The sequence below is a fragment of the Lentzea sp. HUAS TT2 genome, from assembly GCF_051853195.1.
Lineage (GTDB): Bacteria > Actinomycetota > Actinomycetes > Mycobacteriales > Pseudonocardiaceae > Lentzea.
In genome coordinates, this window is sequence record NZ_CP196667.1 from 456997 (window position 1) to 474322 (window position 17326).

Genomic DNA, 17326 nt, shown 5'->3' on the forward strand with positions numbered 1-17326 from the left:
TCGCCGGATGTTAGCGGGATCGGTTGAGGACCCCGACCAGTTCCGCCATCTGCGCCTCCGGCATGACGTTGATGTACATCCCGTGGTCGGTCGCCGGGTCGCGCAACTCCTCTTCGAAGCTGTCGATCGCGAACGGGCGACCTGCGGGGATGTCGTAGCCCACGATGACCCGCAACCGCGGGATGGGGAACGTCTTGGCCGGGCACATCCCACCGGACAGGGGGAACACCGCGTGGGTGCGGTGCGAGGCGCTGTCGGTGTTGTTGCCGTCCCAGCAGCTGCCGAAGTCGTAACTGCGCAAAGTGGTCGCGTTTCCACACAACGGGTACTTCGTCGTGTAGCGGCCCGGCTGGTCCGAGCAGCCCCACCGGGCGCGCGTGTTCGGGCCGTAGTCGTTGGTGAACGCCGACGGATCGCCGGTGATCAGGCGCAGGAACCGCGGCATCGGCAGGACAGCGCTGACCGGGTTGCCCTCGTAACGGATCTCCACGCTCTTGGGCTTGAGCACCTCGCCGGTGTTTCCGTGCAGGCCGCCGCCGTCCGCGTGCGCGTCGTGACCGGCGCTGTCGGTCATGCGCAGCACGGGCCAGTAATAGGTCGAGAGGTCGTTCTTCTCACACGTGGTGGTCGCGGCCGCGAGGGAGTCGTCGGTCGACTTCGCGTCAGCCGACTTGTTGCCGACGTACTCGTGTGTGTGGTGGGCGCCGAACGGGATGCCCGGTGAGACAACGGGGTTGTCCGCGTTGAGGTGACGGTCCTCGTTCGTGCCGCACTGGATGACGACGGCCGGCGTCTTCGGTTCGCCGAGCACCTGGTCGAGCTCGCTGACGTACTGGTCGGCGGACGGCGCGCCGTTGGACGTGCCGCGCAGCAGGACCGCGGAGCCCGTGATGACGAGGAGCGCGACCGCCGCGACCGCGAAGGTCGCCGGTTTGTTCCGGGTCACGGGCACAGCCTGCCAACCCGTTCGGGCAAACTGAAGTGGCCTGTCTCAACAGGGCCGGTCACCTCTGCCCCACCAGTTTCGCGTAGGAGCCACGTAGGTGTTCCTCCGCCGCACACCCCGCCCGCTCCGCGTCACCGGACCTCAGAACCTCGGCCAGACCGGCGTGCCCGGGAACGACCACGCCCTGGTAGGCGGGGTCGCCGACGATCCGCGCGAGCAGGAACAGATGGACCTGGCTGCGGATCGCCTGCCACGCCTCGATGAGCCGCCGATGCCCCGTCGCCGCGTACACGGCGTCGTGGAACTTCATGTCGAGCGCGACCCGTTCGGCGTCCGTACGGGCAAGTTTCATTGCCCCGACAACCTCGTCGAGCGCGTCGAAATTCCGCGCCCTGACCGCCGCCGTCCGCATCGCGAGGACGTCCAGCGCCGTCCGCAGCGTGAAGAGCTCGTCGACGTCCTCCGGCGTGAGCTCGCGCACCCACGTGCCGCGATGCCACTCGGAGACGACGAGGCCCTCGCCCTCCAGCAGCACGAGCCCCTCGCGCACCGAACCCCGGCTGACACCGAGCTGACCTGCGAGTTCGATCTCCTTGAGCGCGGCGCCCGCAGGCAGCTCACCACTCAGGATCGCGTCTCTGATCCGGTCCGCGGCCTCTCCTGCGACGCCTTTGCGCGCAACTGGCCGGACAGCGGGGAGAGGCATGTCCGAATGTTGACAGCGTGCTGGACGAGGGGTCAACTTCGCCGGCCGAGCCCCGGAGACCCGTCGGGGAACGCCATCGAGGTGAGGGCGTTCGCCGACGACTCACAGGTCTTCGCCACCTGCTCTACTGCGCGGTCACCAGCGGCTGGCGATCGTGGTTCACCACACTGACCCCGGCCACGTCCCCAGCCCGCACCATCGCGGACCCGGCCAAGGTCACCTCACCGCTGTGCGCCCTCCACGAGCCCGCGGTGAACGTTCGTCCGTCCTTCGTGTGCACGACGAGCCAGCAGGCTTCCCCGTCCTGCATCCCGTCGACCGTGGCGACGAGCTTCAGGCCACCCTCGGTGTCGGTGACCTGCACGGCCATGTGCGCACCCGTCGAGGACGTCCCCTGCATGAGCGCGTCGACGTTCTCGGTGCCACCGACCCCCAATCCCTGGCCCATCCAGACGCCCCCAGCGAGCACGCCGGCGACCGCGAGGGTCGATGACAGGGCCGTGATGCGGCCTCGGCGGCGCACGGCCTGATGTCTCTCATCGCGAACCGTGCCCAGCGTGCGCTGAAGCAGGTGGTCCGCGTTCGGTGGAGGTCCGTCGAGCATGGCCTCCGGTGGCAGTTCTTCCATCAGCATGTCGTTCTCGTTCAACTCGTTGGTGCCCAGGACGTTCGGTGCCATGCGCTGGCGGACGCGGCAATGGACACGGTTACGCGGAACGATTCACTCAAATTTCTCCCTCTCCAGTCCCGCGGGCAGCGGTGACCAACACCTTCAAAACGAGCCGATGAGGAAGTTGGTTCAACGCAGATACAAGGACGTTGCGCAGCCCACACGAGACGGTTGACCTGGGCCTCCAGCAGCTCCTACGCTCTCATATATGATGTATGACCGGCCTGGAGCACTTCCGGCGTCCCGGACGGACTTCGTTCTGGAATCGATCAAAGAAGCGATTCTTTACGGAAAGCTGAAACCGGGGCAGGCGCTCGTCGAAACCGATCTCGCCGCGTCGCTCAACGTCTCGAAGACGCCCGTGCGCGAGGCGCTCAAGACGCTCGCGGGGTCGGGACTCGTCGTGATGAGCCCGTACAAGGGCGCCTCGGTGCGGGTGGTCGACGCGGAGATGGCGGCGTCCGTCTACGACGTGCGGATGTTGCTGGAGCCGGAGGCGCTGCGCCGTGCCGTCGCGCTCGGGGCCGACTTCACCGAGGCCCGTTCGGTGTTGGACGACACCTCTGACCTGGCCCGACGCAGCCTGGCGAACCGTCGTTTCCACCGCGCGCTCTACGCGGGGTGCGGCAACCCGTTGATGGTCGAGATCCTCGACGGGCTGCGCGACCAGGCCGCGTTGATCACGGTGGCGGGCTGGGGCATCAGCCCCACCTGGGAGGCGGAGGACGCCGAGCACCGGGCGATCCTCGTCGCCGCCGAGGAGGGGCACGGCGACGTCGCGGCCGACCTGCTCCGCCGTCACGTCCAGACCTTCGCCGACCGAGTAGTCGAGGAGCTTCCCGATGGCGTTCGATGACCTCACCGAACAGCTGGCGTCCGTGGTGGCGATCACCGTCACGCCGTTCGACGCGGACGGGGCGATCGACGAGAAGAACTACGCCGCGATCGTGGACCGGATGGTCGAGGGCGGTGTCTCGGTCGTGACGCCGAACGGGAACACGAGCGAGTTCTACACGTTGTCCGCCGCGGAGACCGAGCGCGCGCTGCGGATCACCGTGGACACCGTCGGGGACCGCGCCTCGATCGTCGCCGGCGTCGGGCACGACCTCACGTCCGCCGTGACCGCGGCCCGGTTCGCGGACCGGGCAGGCGCGCAGGGGATCATGATCCACCAGCCGGTGCACCCGTACGTGTCGCTGGACGGATGGGTCGACTACCACCGGGCGATCGCCTCGTCGGTGCCCGAGCTGAGCGTGGTCCTGTACGTGCGGAACCCGCGGATCGGTGGCGCGCAGATCGCCGCACTGGCGGACGCGTGCCCGAACGTCGTGGGCGTGAAGTACGCGGTGCCGGACCCGGTGCGGTTCGCGTCGGTCGCGCGGGACGCCGGGCTGGAGCGGCTGACGTGGGTCGCGGGGCTGGCCGAGCTGTCGGCGCCGGGCTACTTCGCGGTCGGGGCCTCCGGGTTCACCTCGGGGCTGGCGAACGTCGCGCCGCAGCTGTCGGTGCAGATGTTCCGTTGTCTGCAAGCTGGTGAGTTCGGTGCGGCGATGGAGTTCTGGGAGTTCATCCGGAAGTTCGAGGAGCTGCGGGCGGCATCGGAGTCGGCGAACAACGTGTCCGTGGTGAAGGAGGCGTTGGCGCAGCTCGGTTTGTGCCGCCGGGACGTGCGGCCGCCAGCTTCGGTTCTGTCCGAGGCTGATCGTTCTGCCGTGGGTGTGCTGCTGAACTCGTGGAGCCTGCTGTGACCTTCGCCCAGAAAAAGCTTCGGAGCGCGGCGTGGTTCGAGGGTGAGGGGTTGCGGGCGTTCTCGCACAACGCCCGCATGCGGCAGCTCGGCATGAATCCGGGTGAGCACCTCGGGAAGCCGGTCATCGCGATCCTGAACACGTGGAGCGGCATCAACCCGTGCCACATGCACTTGCGCGAACGGGCGCAGCAGGTCGAGCGCGGAGTCTGGGAGGCGGGCGGTTATCCGTTGGAGTTTCCTGTTTCCACGTTGTCGGAGACGTACCAGAAGCCGACTCCGATGATGTACCGGAACATGCTGTCGATGGAGACCGAGGAGATCCTCCGGTCCTACCCCGTCGACGGCTGTGTGCTGATGGGCGGCTGCGACAAGACCACTCCCGCGTTGCTGATGGGCGCTGCTTCCGCCGGTCTGCCCACGGTCTTCGTGCCCGCCGGGCCGATGCTGCGGGGCAACTGGCGGGGCGAGAAGCTCGCGTCCGGCACGGACATGTGGCGGTTCTGGGACGAGAAGCGGGCGGGCACGATCTCGTCCTCGGACTGGGCAGAGATCCAGTCCGGGCTGGCCCGCTCCCCCGGCACGTGCATGACGATGGGCACGGCCTCGACGATGACGGCCGCCGCGGAGGCGCTGGGGCTGACTCTGCCCGGCGCGTCGTCGATTCCGGCCGTCGACTCGGCGCACTACCGGATGGCGGCCGCGTCGGGCATGCGCGTGGTCGAGATGGTGCGCGAGGGGCTGACGATCGCCGACGTGGTGTCGACGGAGGCCTACGAGGACGCGATCCGGACCGTGCTGGCGCTGGGCGGGTCCACGAACTCCTACATCCACCTGATCGCGATGGCCGGGCGGTCCGGGATCTCGTTGTCGCTGGACGACTTCGACCGGTTGTCGCGCGAGGTGCCGGTGCTGGCTTCCGTTCAGCCCGCCGGTGAGCACCTGATGGAGGACTTCCACTACGCGGGCGGGCTGCGCGGGCTGCTGTCTCGGTTGCGGAAGTCGTTGCACCTCGAGCGGATCACGGTGACCGGGCGGACGTTCGGCGAGGACCTCGAAGGCGCGGAGGTGTTCGACGCGTCGGTGATCCGGACCACGGACGACCCGATCTCGCCGGAGGGTGGACTGGCTGTGCTGCGGGGCAATCTGGCTCCTGACGGCGCGGTGATCAAGTACGTGGCGGCTGATCCCGCGTTGTGGAGGCACACCGGGCCCGCCGTGGTCTTCCACGGCTACAAAGATCTGCAGGCACGGATCAACTCACCTTCGCTGGAAGTGACGAAGGACTCGGTGATCGTGCTGGCCGGTGGCGGCCCGAAGGGCGGGCCCGGCATGCCGGAATACGGGATGCTGCCGATCCCGGACAAGCTGCTGCGCGAGGGTGTCCGGGACATGGTGCGCGTGTCGGACGCGCGGATGAGCGGAACTTCTTACGGCGCATGCGTTCTGCACGTGGCGCCGGAGGCGCACGTCGGCGGGCCGCTGGCGCTGGTGCGGGACGGCGACCTCGTGACGCTGGACGTCGAGGCGCGGGTGTTGCGCGTGGAGATCTCCGACGAGGAGATGACGCGCCGCCGTGAGGCGTGGACGGCGCCCCCGCCGAAGTTCGAACGCGGGTACGGCGCCTTGTACTACGAGCACATCACGCAGGCCGACGAGGGCTGCGACTTCGAGTTCCTGTCACGCCCCGGGACGAACCCGGAGCCCAACGCGCTCTGAGTCCTACTTGGACTCGACGCGACCCTGGTCGACGACAACGTCCTGCCAGTCCGCGGTCCCGAGCAACTGGCTGCGCAGGTAGGCCGTGGTGAGCCGCTGCACGGCCGCGACCCGTTCCGGGCTCTCGTCCGTGGTCTCGGCGACGTCGTAACCGGAGACGCCACCGAACCCGTGCTCCGCGCCGAACAGCGTGAGCAGGACCTTCGGGCCGGGCGCGAGGTGGTACGGGTCGGCGTGCCAGTCCGGTCCCATCGTGGTCAGGTGCGCGGAGGCGTCCGCGTCCCCGGCGACCACGAGCGCGGGCGCGGTCATCTCGCTGAAGTCCGCGGTCTGCATGAAGGAGTAGTTCTCCTTCACCACGTCGGTGACGGCGTCGCCCCGGCCGGTCGAGCCGAGCAGCACGCCCGCCTTGATCCGGTCGTCCCGCAGGCTCACGCCCTCGGTCTTCATGCCCAGCAGCAGGCTCGCGGTGTGGCCGCCCATCGAGTGCCCCACGACCGCGATCCTGGTGCGGTCGAGGCGGCCCTGCAGCTGCGGCACGGCCTTCTCGATCTCGTCGAGGCGGTCGACGAGGTGCGACATGTCCTCGGCGCGTTCCCGCCAGAACATCGGCGCGCCGGGGGTGGTGGCGGGCAGGTCCAGGCTGCGGGAGCTGAGGTGGGTCGGCTGCAGGACGACGAAGCCCTGCTCTGCCCAGTGGTTCGCGAGCGGCGCGTAGCCGTTCAGCGAGGAGAGGTGGTTCGAGTAGCCCTGCCCGTGCGAGAGCAGCAGGATCGGCAGGCCGGCGCCCTCGGTCGGCGCGGACACCTTCACCTGCAGGTCAACGGGCCTGCCGGGAACGTCGAGAACGACAGGGCTCACCGTGAAGACGGTCATGGGTTTCCCTTCGAGTACAGTCCACTCAAGCGGAGCGACGTTCCGGAACGATACGGAGCACTGTTCCGCTTTGTCAACCGTGCGAGTCCGGGAGGTGCCGTGCCACCACGCAAGCGGGCAGACGCCGTGCGCAACGAGCAGACGCTGCTCGCGGCCGCGGCCGAGGTGTTCGTCAGGTCGGGCGTCGACGCGCCGATCCGCGAGATCGCCGCCGAGGCAGGCGTCGGCATGGGCACGATCTACCGCCACTTCCCCACCCGCGCGGACCTCGTCGTGGCCGTCTACCGGCACCAGGTCGAGGCGTGCGCGGAGGCCGGCCCGGTCCTGCTGTCCACTTCGGACTCGGCGCTGGCAGCCCTGCGGGCGTGGATCGACCTGTTCGTGGACTTCCTGGTGACCAAGCACGGACTCGCCGGCGCGATGCAGTCGGACAGCAGCGGGTTCCAGTCGTTGCACGCCTACTTCCTGGACCGGCTGGGTCCGGTGTGCGAGTCGTTGCTCGCTGCGGCGGCCGAGGCCGGGGAGATCCGGGACGACGTGCGGCCGTTCGAGCTGATGCGCGGGATCGGGAACCTGTGCATCGGGCGGGACGACGATCCGCGCTACGACCCGCGGCGGCTGATCGCGCTGCTGCTGAACGGGTTGACGGTCAGAAGATCTTGACGATGCGGTCGATGCCGTTCTCGTCGCGCACCACGAGCTCCCTGCCCTCGCGCATCTGCGCCTCGAGGAACTCGTAGAGCTGCACGGCCCGGTTGACGATGTCGACCTTCTTCATGCCGGTGCGCGCCTGGAGCTTGCCCAGCGCGGCGGCCGAGTCCGCGATCAACGCGACGTTGACGCGTTCGACGACGGCCGGCTTCTCGGTTCCCATGCACCCATACTTGCACACTTTTGACACAGAAAATGTGGCGAATCGGTTGCTGAAGGCGGGTGGTGTGGCGCTATCCTGAGGACGGATCGTGAGGCGGTGCCGCGCAGCGGGGGGCGCGCGACGTCGCGACACGGTCCCCCGGTCGCCGCGTTCAGGGCGAGCGCAACGGTTGTGCCGGGTAGAGGGAGACACTTGTGAACACAGGTGTTGTGACTCCGGACCTGGGCGAGCCGGAGCCGAACGACGAGCCTGGCGACACGGCACAGCTGCGCATCGAGTTCGACGACAATGCCGTGGACGTGAGAGGACCGTCGGGCCGGTTGCACGAGCTGACCGACTCGATGTCGCTGACCGTCGCCACCATCGGTGGCACGGCCGGGCCGACACTGGCGCTGGGAGCACTTCCCGACGGAACGCCGGTATGGGCGACGGGGGCCGTGGTCGGCGCGCAGCTGGTGTTCCTGGCGTACGTGGTCACGACGATCTTCGTGCGCCGACGGCGGACCCGGTCCGCCTGACGAATGAGGGGCACTCCGCGCGGAGTGCCCCTCAAGGCGTTGAACCGTCAGTTCAGCGCCACCTTCAGCAACTTGGTGGAGCTGTTGCCCGCCGTGGAGTCCTTGTCCCCGTTGGAGGTCGTGACCCACAGCGACCCGTCCGGCGCGGGTTCCGGAGTGCGAAGCCGGCCGTACGTGCCCTGGAAGTGCGAAGTAGTCGCACCAACCGAAGAACCGCTGATCTGCATGCGGTACAACCGTTCACCGCGCAACGCCGCCAAGAACAGCACGTCGTTCACGATCGCCAGACCCGAGGGTGAAGCCGAGCCGACCGAGAAGGTCTTCTTCGGCGCCACGTAACCACCACAGGAGCCCGACGTCCCCTCGCAGGAAGGCCAGCCGTAGTTGCCGCCCTTCTGCAGCAGGTTGACCTCGTCCATGTTCGAGTTGCCGAGCTCGGCCTGCCACATGCGGCCCTGCGAGTCCACGGCGAGGCCCTGGACGTTGCGGTGGCCGAAGGTCCAGACGTAGCGGGCGTTGCCACCCTCGCCGAAGAACGGGTTGTCCGACGGCGCGGAGCCGTCCGGGTTCAGGCGCAGGACCTTGCCGCCCAGGTTCTGCTTGTTCTGGGCGTTGGCGCCGTTCTGGCCGTCGCCGGTGCCCGCGTAGAGCTTGCCGTCGGCACCGAAGCGCAGACGGCCGCCGTTGTGGAACTTGTTGCGCGGGATGCCGGTCAGCAGGGTCGTCCAGCCGGTGAGCGAGTTGCCCTCGATCTTCGCCCGCACGATCCGGTTGTCGCCGGAAGCCGTGTGGTAGACGTAGATCAGGCCGTCCGAGGCGAACGTCGGCGAGAGCTCGATGCCGAGCAGGCCTCCTTCGCCGTTGGTGCCGGAGACGCCGGGGACCTTGCCCAGCGTGGTCTTCGTGCCGGACGGGGTGATGCGCACGATGTCCTGCGCGTCGCGGCGCGAGTAGACGCCGTCGCCGTTGGGCAGGAACGCGAGGCCCCACGGCACGTCGTTGTCGGTCGCGATCTGCGTGACGGCGCCGACCTGGTCGCCGCCGGAGCGGGTCTTCACGGTCAGCGCGTTCGACGTGGGCGAGGCGTTGCCCACCGCGTCGAAGGCCTTGACGGTGAAGGTGTACTCGGTGTTCGCGCTGCGGCCGCCGATCGTGGCGGACGTGCCGGTCGCGTCACCGGCCTTCGTGCCGCCGCTGTAGATCTCGTAGCGGGTCACGCCCACGTTGTCGGTCGACGGGTCCCACGCCAGTGACACGGAGTTCGCCGTGACGCCGGTGGAACGCAGGTTCTTCGGCGCGGTCGGCGGGATCGGGTCGTCCTGGGCGGGCGGGGTCTTGAACTCCGCGGTGTTGGAGGCCTGCGAGATGTTGCCGGCCGCGTCCTTCGCGTTGACGTAGAAGCCGTACGTGGTGTTCGGCTTCAGGCCCGTCATGGTGGTGGACGTGCCGGGCACGGACTTCACGAACTGACCCAGGTTGTAGATCTCGTACGACGTCACCGCGACGTTGTCCGTCGACGGCTCCCACGTCAGCTTCGCCGAGTCGGGCTTGACGTCCGACGCGACGAGGTTCGCGGGCGCGGACGGCGGTTCGGCGTCTGCCGGGCCCGTGTTGCCGAAGACCTGGAGCTCCTGCAACGAATAGCCGTACGACGTGCCGGTGCGGCAGCGCGTGGTGCCGTAGACGCGGACGTACCGGCCGCGGCCCGTGACCGTCAGGTCCTCGACACCGCCCTTGCCGTCGGAGGTCGTGTGGATCGGCGTCCACGCGGCGTCGTTCTCCGAGGTCTCGACCCGGTACGCCTTGGCGCACGAGAGGTCCCACTGCAGCCGGACGCGGCTGATGGTGGCGGACGTGCCGAGGTCGACGCGGATCCAGGCCGGGTCGGTGTTCGACTTGCTGGCCCAGCGCGTCGACGAGTCTCCGTCGACCGCGTTGCGAGGCGCGTAGTTCGCGCCGCCGGACGCCGACTCCGTCGCCGGTTTGCCTTGGGACAGCAGGACATCCGCGGCGGCGGCTGGTGGCGCGGCGGAGACGAGCGAGCTCACCGCCACTGCGAGCGCGGTGGCCAGGATGCCGGTTCTCGCCGGCAACCGCCGTGAACGGGGTGCCACAGAAGCCTCCCACTTTCGTTGGGAACGGGTTGTGCGGCGGCGGCATTGCGTTCGACCCGGCGGCGGGTGTACGAGTGTTACAGAAAAACCGTAAACGTTTTCGCGCGCCAGGTCCAGAGTCAGTTAGGGAGCCATGAGATGCGCTGGACAATGAAGTTGCGGCTCGTCATCCCCGCCCTCTTACTCGTCACGGCGTGTGGTGCGCCGGAGGCCCCGCAGGCACAGGACGCGCCCTCGTCCGTCCCCGGCAGGCCGTCGAAACCGGTCGAGCTGAACGTGCTCGACGTCGCCGGCAACCTGCAGCTCACGCAGGGCATGATCGACGATTTCGTCAAGCAGCACCCCGATTTCGTGTCCAGGGTGAACGCCACCAAGGCGACCGCGCCGGACATGCCGGGCAAGCTCAAGGCCGAGCAGAACTCGGGCACCTCGCAGACCCATCTGGTGCTCACGGGAACCGACGGACTGGCGAGTGTGATCGAACAGAAACTCGTCTACACGGTGCTCCCCGAATATTCGGCGAAGCTCCCGAAGCTGGAGGACGTGTATCTTCCCGCGGCCAACGAGATGCAGAAGCTCGCGCAGAACCAGGGCGTCGCGATCACCTATTACCCGGCGGGCCCGCTGCTCGAGTACGACCCGGCGAAGGTGCCGGCTCCCCCGTCGTCTCCCGCCGAGCTGCTGGAGTGGGCGAAGGCGCACCCCGGCAAGTTCCAGTACGCGCGGCCCGCGAACTCCGGTCCGGGCAGGACGTTCCTCATGGGACTGCCGTACCTGTTGGGAGACAAGGACCCCAAGGACCCGGAGAACGGCTGGGACAAGACCTGGGCGTACCTGAAAGACCTCGGCCAGTACGTCGACAACTACCCCGGCGGCACGACCGACGTCATGAAGAACCTCGCGAACGGCACGTCGTGGATGGTCGCCTCGACCACCGGCTGGGACATCAACCCGCGCGTGCTCGGTTCGGTGCCCGAGGGCATGAAGATCGCGACGTTCAAGGACTTCCACTGGGTCACCGACGCGCACTACGCCGTGATCCCCAAGGGCGTCTCCGCGGACGTGCTGTCGGCGAACCTCGCGCTGATCAAGTTCATGCTGGAGCCGCAGCAGCAGGCCAAGGCCTACGACAAGGGCTACTTCTACCCCGGCCCCGCGGTCAAGGGCGTCACGCTGGACATGGCGCCGAAGGAGTCGCAGGAGGCCATCGCGAAGTTCGGCCGCGCCGAGTACGACCGGCTGATCGAGCAGAACCCGAAGGAGCAGTCGCTGCCCGCCGCGCAGCAGGTGAAGGCGTTCCAGCGGTGGGACCGAGAGATCGGCAAGAAGTGACCGGGCAGCGGTTCGCGGAGCTGCACCTCGACCACGTGCGGCGGGCGTTCGGGGACACCGTCGCGTTGCACGGCATGGACCTGACGATCAAGGGTGGCGAGTTCGTCGCCCTGCTCGGGCCCTCCGGGTGCGGGAAGTCGACGGCGTTGAACTGTCTCGCGGGCCTGCTGCCGCTCACCGGCGGGCGGATCACGCTGGACGGCAGGCGGATCGACGACCTGCCGCCGGAGAAGCGCGGGTTCGGGATGGTGTTCCAGAACTACGCGCTGTTCCCGCACATGTCGGTGCGGCGCAACATCGCGTTCGGGCTGTCCATGCGGGGAACGCCGAAAGCCGAGCTGAACCGGCGCGTGGACGAGGCCGTGCGGCTCGTGCAGTTGCAAGAGCACCAACACAAGTTCCCGGCGCAGCTCTCCGGCGGCCAGCAGCAACGGGTGGCGATCGCCCGCGCGATCGTGCTGGAACCACCGCTGGTGCTGATGGACGAACCACTGTCCAACCTGGACGCCGCACTCCGGCTGGAGATGCGCACGGAGATCCGGCGGCTGCACCAGTCGCTCGGGCTCACCACCGTCTACGTCACGCACGACCAGGAGGAGGCTCTGGCCCTCGCCGACCGTCTCGTGGTACTGCGGCTGGGCGAGGTGCAGCAGATCGGCTCACCGGAGGAGGTCTACGCACATCCGGTGAACCGGTACGTGGCCGGGTTCATGGGCTACCGCAACATGATCCCGGTGACCGTCGCCTCCCAGGACGGCGAACACGCGACCGTCCACACCGGAGACGGTGTGAAACTCGTTGGCGTCAAGCGAGAAGAGCTCGGGCCTCAGGCCGTGGCCGCGGTGCGGCCAGAGGATCTCGTCGTCGGCGAATCGGGCGTGAACGCGCTCGAAGCCGTGGTCGAGATCGTCGAGTACCACGGGCGCGAGCAGGCGGTGGAGGCACGGCTGCGCAACGGTTCGCCGTTGCACGTCCGCACCGACTCACGGCTGGCGCCCGGCGACACGATCATGGTGAACGTGCCGGTCGAACGCGTGCTGGTGTTCTCATGACGGACACCTTGCAACGGGCCTCGCTGCGGCACCGGCTGGCCGAGAAGGGCGTCGACCGCGTGCTGTGGCTGCTGGTGCCGGGCGCGGTCTTCGTGGTGCTGCTGTTCGTCTACCCGTTCCTGTACGGGTTGCAGCTGTCGTTCCAGCCCAAGGGCGGCGGCAACCCGTTCCAGAACTACATCACCTTCTTCTCCGACCCCTACCTCGCCGAGACCGTCTGGATCACGCTGCGGCTCGGGCTGCCCGCGGCGCTGGTCAACGTGCTGGCGTCCGTCCCGATCGCGTTCCGGATGCGCGGGCGGTTCCGCGGCAAGCGGGCGCTGACGACGGCGCTGGTCGTCCCGATCACCCTCGGCACCGTGCTGACGGCGGAGGGACTGCTCGCGTTCTTCGGGCCTGCCGGGTGGTTCAACCGGATCTGGCTGGCCCTGGGCGCGGACGAGCCTGCCAGGCTGACGCACAACTACTGGGGCGTGCTGTTCAGCCTGATCATCACCGGGTTCCCGTTCGCGTTCCTGCTGACGCTGTCGTACCTCTCCGGCATCGACCCGACGCTGGAACAGGCTGCGGCGACACTCGGTGCCTCGCGCCGGCAGCGGTTCCGGACGATCACCATGCCGTTGCTGGCACCGGGGCTCGCGGTCACGTTCTGTCTGTCGTTCGTGCTCGCGTTCAGCGTGTTCCCCAGCGCGGTGATGGTCGGCGACCCGGTGGGCGAGACGCACGTGATGTCGATCGCCGCGTACGAGACGGCGTTGCGGGACAACGACTTCGCGCTCGGCTCGGCGATCGCGATGCTGATGGCGCTGGTGATGCTGATCGTGATCGGCGTGGTGCTGATCTGGCGCACGACCCTGTACCGCGGCGCGACGGGAGGCAAGGGATGAGGCTCACCGCACGCCCGGTCGTATGGCTGACGTGGGGCGCTCTGGCGTTTTTCATGCTCAACGTGACCGGAGTCGTCGGCGCGGTCGTCACGAACTCGTTCGCCGAGACGTGGTTCGGCACCTGGCTGCCCGACGGCTACACGACCAAGTGGTACGGCGAGGCCTGGCGCGACTACCGGCTGCTGGACGTGCTGGTCGTGACGTTCCAGGTCGCATTGTCGGTCGTGGCCGTCTCCGTCCTCATAGGAGTTCCTACGGCCTACGCGCTGGCGCGACGCAACTTCCCCGGCAAGAAGCTGCTCAACGTGCTGTTCCTGCTGCCGATCCTGATGCCGCCCATGACGTACGGCATCCCGCTCGCGACGGTGCTGTACAAGTTCCAGCTGGCAGGCAGCATGTTCGGGGTGATCGCGGCGAACCTCGTGCCGGCCGTGCCGTTCGTCGTGCTGACGATGACGCCGTTCATCGAGCAGATCGACACGAAGATCGAGTCGGCGGCGCGGATGTGCGGCGCGTCCACGTTCGCGATCTTCACCCGCGTGCTGGCTCCGCTGCTGGTGCCGGGCGTCCTCGCGGCGTCGATCCTGGTGCTGGTGCGGACCGTGGGGATGTTCGAGCTGACGTTCCTCACGGCGGGCCCCACCAGCCAGACGCTGGTCGTGTCGCTGTACGAGGCGATGTCGTCGGCGGGCATCAGGCCGCAGCAGATGGTCGACTCGATGGCGGTGATCTACACGGGGTCGATGTTGGTTCTGCTGGTGATCGCGCTTAGGTTTGTGAACCCGACCCAGCTCGTCACGAGACTCAAAGACCCGGCTTGACACCTGACCCGTCATGATTGTTTCAACCGGCAGTTGAGGGTGAGGTATCTGTGGCAGTCACCATCCGCGACGTGGCTCGCAGGGCACACGTATCGGTAGCCACCGTTTCGCGTGCGCTGACGTCTCCCGAGCTAGTGCGCCCGGAGACCAGATCACGCGTGCTGGCTGCCGCGACCGAGCTCGGCTACCAGCCCAACAGGGCGGCTCGCGGGCTGATCACGGGCAAGACGGGCAACATCGGCATCGTCGTGCCCGACCTCGACAACCCGTTCTTCACGGGCGTGCTCAAGGCCGTGCAGGCGCGGGCGATGCAGGCCGACTACGCGGTGTTCGTGGCGGACAGCGACGAGGACCCGGTCGCCGAGGCGAAGCTCGTGCACGCGATGGCCAAGCAGGTCGACGGCGTCGTGCTGTGCGCGCCGGGCCTGGAGGACTCGCAGGTCTACGAGGTCGCGAGCGCGACGTCGCTGGTGCTGCTGAACCGGCGCCTGCCCGGCGTGCCCGCCGCGTTGATGGACTCGGCGGGCGGGATGCACGCGATCATCGACCATCTCGTCGCATTGGGACACCACCGGATCGCTTACCTCAACGGGCCTCGCACGTCATGGTCCAACCAGGAGCGTCGCCGCGGGCTGATGAAGGCGGTGGCACAGCACAAGGTCGACCTGGTCGACCTCGGGCCGTTCGCGCCGCGCTACGAGGGCGGCCTGCAGGCGGCGGACCTGGCCGTGGCGGCGGACACGACGGCGATCGTCGCCTACAACGACATCATGGCGCTGGGCGTGCTGGCGCGGCTGCGCGACCGCGGCATCTCGGTGCCGGGTGACGTGTCGGTGACCGGGTTCGACGACCTCACGTACGCCGCGTTGTGCTCGCCCGCGTTGACAACGGTGGCAATGCCGGTGGCGCAGGCGGGACGCACCGCCGTGAACCTCCTGCTCGACTGGCTCGACTCGGACAACACCGAGGTGCCGCAGATCGTGGCGGAGACGCAACTCATCGTGCGCGGTACGACCACGCCGCCTCGCAGGTGACCTTGATGAGGGGGAGCTTTCACAAACCTGAGGTTTGTCAAAGCTCCCCTCATCAAGATGCAAGGCGGCCCCGGCTGGGCGTCTGGGGGGAGTACGCCTTGAGCCGGGGCCGCGAAGCGGCTGGGCCCGAGGGGGGGAGGGGGCCTAGCGCCGCTTGGTGTCCCACTCTGCCCTGAGTGGAAGGAATCCGCCAGGGTGGATGTACCTGTTTTTGGATTTCTCGTACGTACGGGTTACTCGTAGAGCCCTTCGTACAACCCAGAGTGAAGGCGGTGCACCACTGTGCGCTTGACCTTCAACGTCGGGGTGAGCTCGCCTTCCTCCTGGGACAGGTCACGGGTGAGCAGCACGAACTTCTTCACTTGGGAAACACTGGCGAAGTGCGAGTTCGCTTCGTCAACAACTCCCTGCACGAGGGTTCGCACTTCTGGGTGACCCACCAAAGATTCGAGGTCTGACGGCAATCCGCGCGCCGTCGCCCACGGCACGATCTCGTCCGCGTCCAGTGTGAGCAGGGCCACACAGTACGGCTTGCGGTCGCCGAACAGCACCGCGTGCGAGATCCAGCGGGACTGGCGCAGCACGTTCTCCACGTTCGCCGGCGCGATGTTCTTGCCGCCCGCGGTGATGATGATGTCCTTCTTGCGCCCCGTGATCGTCACGAAACCGTCCGCGTCGATCTCGCCCAGGTCGCCGGTGTGCAGCCAGCCGTCCCGCAGCGTCTCGGCCGTGGCCTCGTCGTTGCGCCAGTAGCCCGCGAAGACGTGCGGGCCGCGCATCAGCAGTTCGCCGTCCTCGCCCAGTGACATCTCCAGGCCCGCCACGCCGGACGCGCCGACGGAGCCGAGCTTGAAGCGGCCCAGCGTGTTGATGGTGCCCACCGCGGTGGACTCGGTCATGCCGTAGCCCTCCAGCACCGGCACCCCGGCCGCGTGGAAGAACTGCAGCACCTCACGCGAGATGGGCGCGGCACCGGACAACGCCTGCACGAGCCGACCGCCGAACACCGCGCGCACGTTCGCGAACAACGCGTCGACCTGTTCGAACGCCGCCGCCATCTCCGGCGGCACGGACTCGCCCGCCGCGCGCCTGCGCCGCACCTCCAGGCCGAGCGTCACGGCCTGCGCGAGCTGTTCCGCGGGCACGCTCGACGTGACGAACGTGTAGATCTTCTCGAAGATGCGCGGCACCGACGGCAGGAACGTCGGCCGGACCTCGGCCAGCTCCGGCACGATCGCCTTCATGTCGCCGCCGAAGTAGGCCAGCGCCCCGCCCCGGTACATCGTGCCGAACATGACGATCTGGGCGAAGACGTGCGCGAGCGGCAGGAACAGGTAGACGGTGCCGGTCATCGCGTCGATGCGGGCCTCTTCCGCGACACGGCACAGTGCGACCCAGTTCGCGCTGGTGAGGATGCAGCCCTTGGGCGGGCCGGTGGTGCCCGAGGTGTAGATGATCAGGCTCGGGTCCTCCGGCCTGATCGCGGCGCGGCGGGCGTCCAGCACGTCGGCCAGCGGCGAGGTGCGGCCGGTGTCCTGCAGGTCGGCGATCCGCGGGCGGTCTCCAGCGGGGTCGATCGAGAAGACCGTGCGGAGTTCGGGCAGCTCAGGGCCGACGAGCTCGACCTTGACGCACTGCTCCTCGTTCTCCGCCACCACGATCGACGCGCCGGAGTCCCCGACCACCCAGGCGATCTCCTCGGACGTGCTGGACGGGTAGATCGGCACGACGATGCCGCCCGCCGCGAGCACCGCGAGCTCGACCGCCGTCCACTCAGGACGGGTGTTCGCGAGCACGCAGACCCGGTCACCCGCCTTCAGTCCGGCGTGGACGAACCCGGACGCGAGGTCCAGCACCAGCTCCGAGATCTCGGCGTAGGTCTGCTCGCGCCACTGTCCGTCCTGCTTGAACCGCCACGCCACCGCGTCGCCGTACGCCTGCTCCGCGAGGAACGGCAGGTCGGCTATCCGGCGGACGGCTTGCACCGCGTTCGGGATGGTGACACCGGCGGTCATGGCGGCTCCTAGACG

The 17326-nt window shown here is 68.3% G+C and carries 17 protein-coding genes; 10 read left to right on the forward strand and 7 right to left on the reverse strand.

Annotation, left to right across the window (positions count from 1 at the left end; genetic code table 11):
- Positions 1-10 precede the first annotated feature (10 nt).
- The 3 genes from ACSHWB_RS02345 to ACSHWB_RS02355 form a co-directional block, all read right to left on the reverse strand.
- Positions 11-946, reverse strand: a complete 936-nt coding sequence (locus tag ACSHWB_RS02345) for a DUF1996 domain-containing protein (protein ID WP_439660435.1) — start codon at positions 944-946, stop codon at positions 11-13.
- Positions 947-1004: 58 nt separating this feature from the next.
- Complete coding sequence (locus ACSHWB_RS02350) at positions 1005-1652, reverse strand: GntR family transcriptional regulator (protein WP_439660436.1); 648 nt, start codon at positions 1650-1652, stop codon at positions 1005-1007.
- Positions 1653-1776: 124 nt separating this feature from the next.
- Positions 1777-2331: an anti-sigma factor gene (locus tag ACSHWB_RS02355; RefSeq protein WP_439660437.1), complete on the reverse strand. Its 555-nt coding sequence runs from the start codon at positions 2329-2331 to the stop codon at positions 1777-1779.
- 199 nt (positions 2332-2530) lie between these two features.
- On the opposite strand from ACSHWB_RS02355, the gene ACSHWB_RS02360 reads away from it, so the two are divergent.
- Genes ACSHWB_RS02360 through araD form a run of 3 tightly spaced genes read left to right on the forward strand, consistent with a single transcriptional unit; the run spans position 2531 to position 5788 of the window.
- The gene (locus ACSHWB_RS02360) at positions 2531-3178 is read left to right on the forward strand and encodes a GntR family transcriptional regulator (protein WP_439660438.1); all 648 of its coding nucleotides are present in this window, start codon (positions 2531-2533) and stop codon (positions 3176-3178) included.
- On the forward strand, positions 3165-4070 hold the full coding sequence (locus ACSHWB_RS02365) for a dihydrodipicolinate synthase family protein (RefSeq protein ID WP_439660439.1): 906 nt from the start codon (positions 3165-3167) through the stop codon (positions 4068-4070). The genes ACSHWB_RS02360 and ACSHWB_RS02365 overlap by 14 nt, the downstream gene beginning before the upstream one ends.
- Entirely contained in the window at positions 4067-5788 is a 1722-nt protein-coding gene (gene araD / locus ACSHWB_RS02370; protein WP_439660440.1) for an L-arabinonate dehydratase, read from the forward strand. Before ACSHWB_RS02365 ends, araD begins: the two co-directional genes overlap by 4 nt.
- A gap of 3 nt (positions 5789-5791) precedes the next feature.
- Here araD and ACSHWB_RS02375 read toward each other — a convergent pair whose 3' ends face one another.
- Complete coding sequence (locus ACSHWB_RS02375) at positions 5792-6664, reverse strand: alpha/beta hydrolase family protein (protein ID WP_439660441.1); 873 nt, start codon at positions 6662-6664, stop codon at positions 5792-5794.
- Positions 6665-6763: 99 nt separating this feature from the next.
- On the opposite strand from ACSHWB_RS02375, the gene ACSHWB_RS02380 reads away from it, so the two are divergent.
- The gene (locus ACSHWB_RS02380) at positions 6764-7327 is read left to right on the forward strand and encodes a TetR/AcrR family transcriptional regulator (protein ID WP_439660442.1); all 564 of its coding nucleotides are present in this window, start codon (positions 6764-6766) and stop codon (positions 7325-7327) included.
- Here ACSHWB_RS02380 and ACSHWB_RS02385 read toward each other — a convergent pair.
- Complete coding sequence (locus ACSHWB_RS02385) at positions 7314-7538, reverse strand: hypothetical protein (protein ID WP_439660443.1); 225 nt, start codon at positions 7536-7538, stop codon at positions 7314-7316. The genes ACSHWB_RS02380 and ACSHWB_RS02385 overlap by 14 nt on opposite strands.
- A 194-nt stretch (positions 7539-7732) precedes the next feature.
- Between ACSHWB_RS02385 and ACSHWB_RS02390 the strand changes: the two genes are divergently transcribed.
- Positions 7733-8056 carry a hypothetical protein gene (locus tag ACSHWB_RS02390; RefSeq protein ID WP_439660444.1) on the forward strand — a complete coding sequence of 108 codons (324 nt, stop codon included), beginning with the start codon at positions 7733-7735 and terminating at the stop codon, positions 8054-8056.
- A gap of 47 nt (positions 8057-8103) precedes the next feature.
- Here the strand turns inward: ACSHWB_RS02390 and ACSHWB_RS02395 are convergent, their stop codons facing one another.
- Positions 8104-10170, reverse strand: coding sequence for a PQQ-dependent sugar dehydrogenase (locus ACSHWB_RS02395; protein ID WP_439660445.1), 2067 nt, complete (start codon positions 10168-10170; stop codon positions 8104-8106).
- Positions 10171-10308: 138 nt separating this feature from the next.
- Between ACSHWB_RS02395 and ACSHWB_RS02400 the strand changes: the two genes are divergently transcribed.
- Genes ACSHWB_RS02400 through ACSHWB_RS02420 form a run of 5 tightly spaced genes read left to right on the forward strand, consistent with a single transcriptional unit; the run spans position 10309 to position 15296 of the window.
- On the forward strand, positions 10309-11502 hold the full coding sequence (locus tag ACSHWB_RS02400) for an extracellular solute-binding protein (protein ID WP_439660446.1): 1194 nt from the start codon (positions 10309-10311) through the stop codon (positions 11500-11502).
- Positions 11499-12554 (forward strand): ABC transporter ATP-binding protein, encoded by a 1056-nt coding sequence (locus tag ACSHWB_RS02405; protein WP_439660447.1) that lies wholly within the window; start codon positions 11499-11501, stop codon positions 12552-12554. Before ACSHWB_RS02400 ends, ACSHWB_RS02405 begins: the two co-directional genes overlap by 4 nt.
- Complete coding sequence (locus ACSHWB_RS02410) at positions 12551-13441, forward strand: ABC transporter permease (protein WP_439660448.1); 891 nt, start codon at positions 12551-12553, stop codon at positions 13439-13441. Before ACSHWB_RS02405 ends, ACSHWB_RS02410 begins: the two co-directional genes overlap by 4 nt.
- The gene (locus ACSHWB_RS02415) at positions 13438-14262 is read left to right on the forward strand and encodes an ABC transporter permease (protein WP_439660449.1); all 825 of its coding nucleotides are present in this window, start codon (positions 13438-13440) and stop codon (positions 14260-14262) included. Before ACSHWB_RS02410 ends, ACSHWB_RS02415 begins: the two co-directional genes overlap by 4 nt.
- Positions 14263-14312: 50 nt before the next feature.
- On the forward strand, positions 14313-15296 hold the full coding sequence (locus ACSHWB_RS02420; RefSeq protein ID WP_439660450.1) for a LacI family DNA-binding transcriptional regulator: 984 nt from the start codon (positions 14313-14315) through the stop codon (positions 15294-15296).
- A gap of 233 nt (positions 15297-15529) precedes the next feature.
- Here the strand turns inward: ACSHWB_RS02420 and ACSHWB_RS02425 are convergent, their stop codons facing one another.
- On the reverse strand, positions 15530-17311 hold the full coding sequence (locus tag ACSHWB_RS02425; RefSeq protein ID WP_439660451.1) for an AMP-dependent synthetase/ligase: 1782 nt from the start codon (positions 17309-17311) through the stop codon (positions 15530-15532).
- Positions 17312-17326 lie beyond the last annotated feature (15 nt).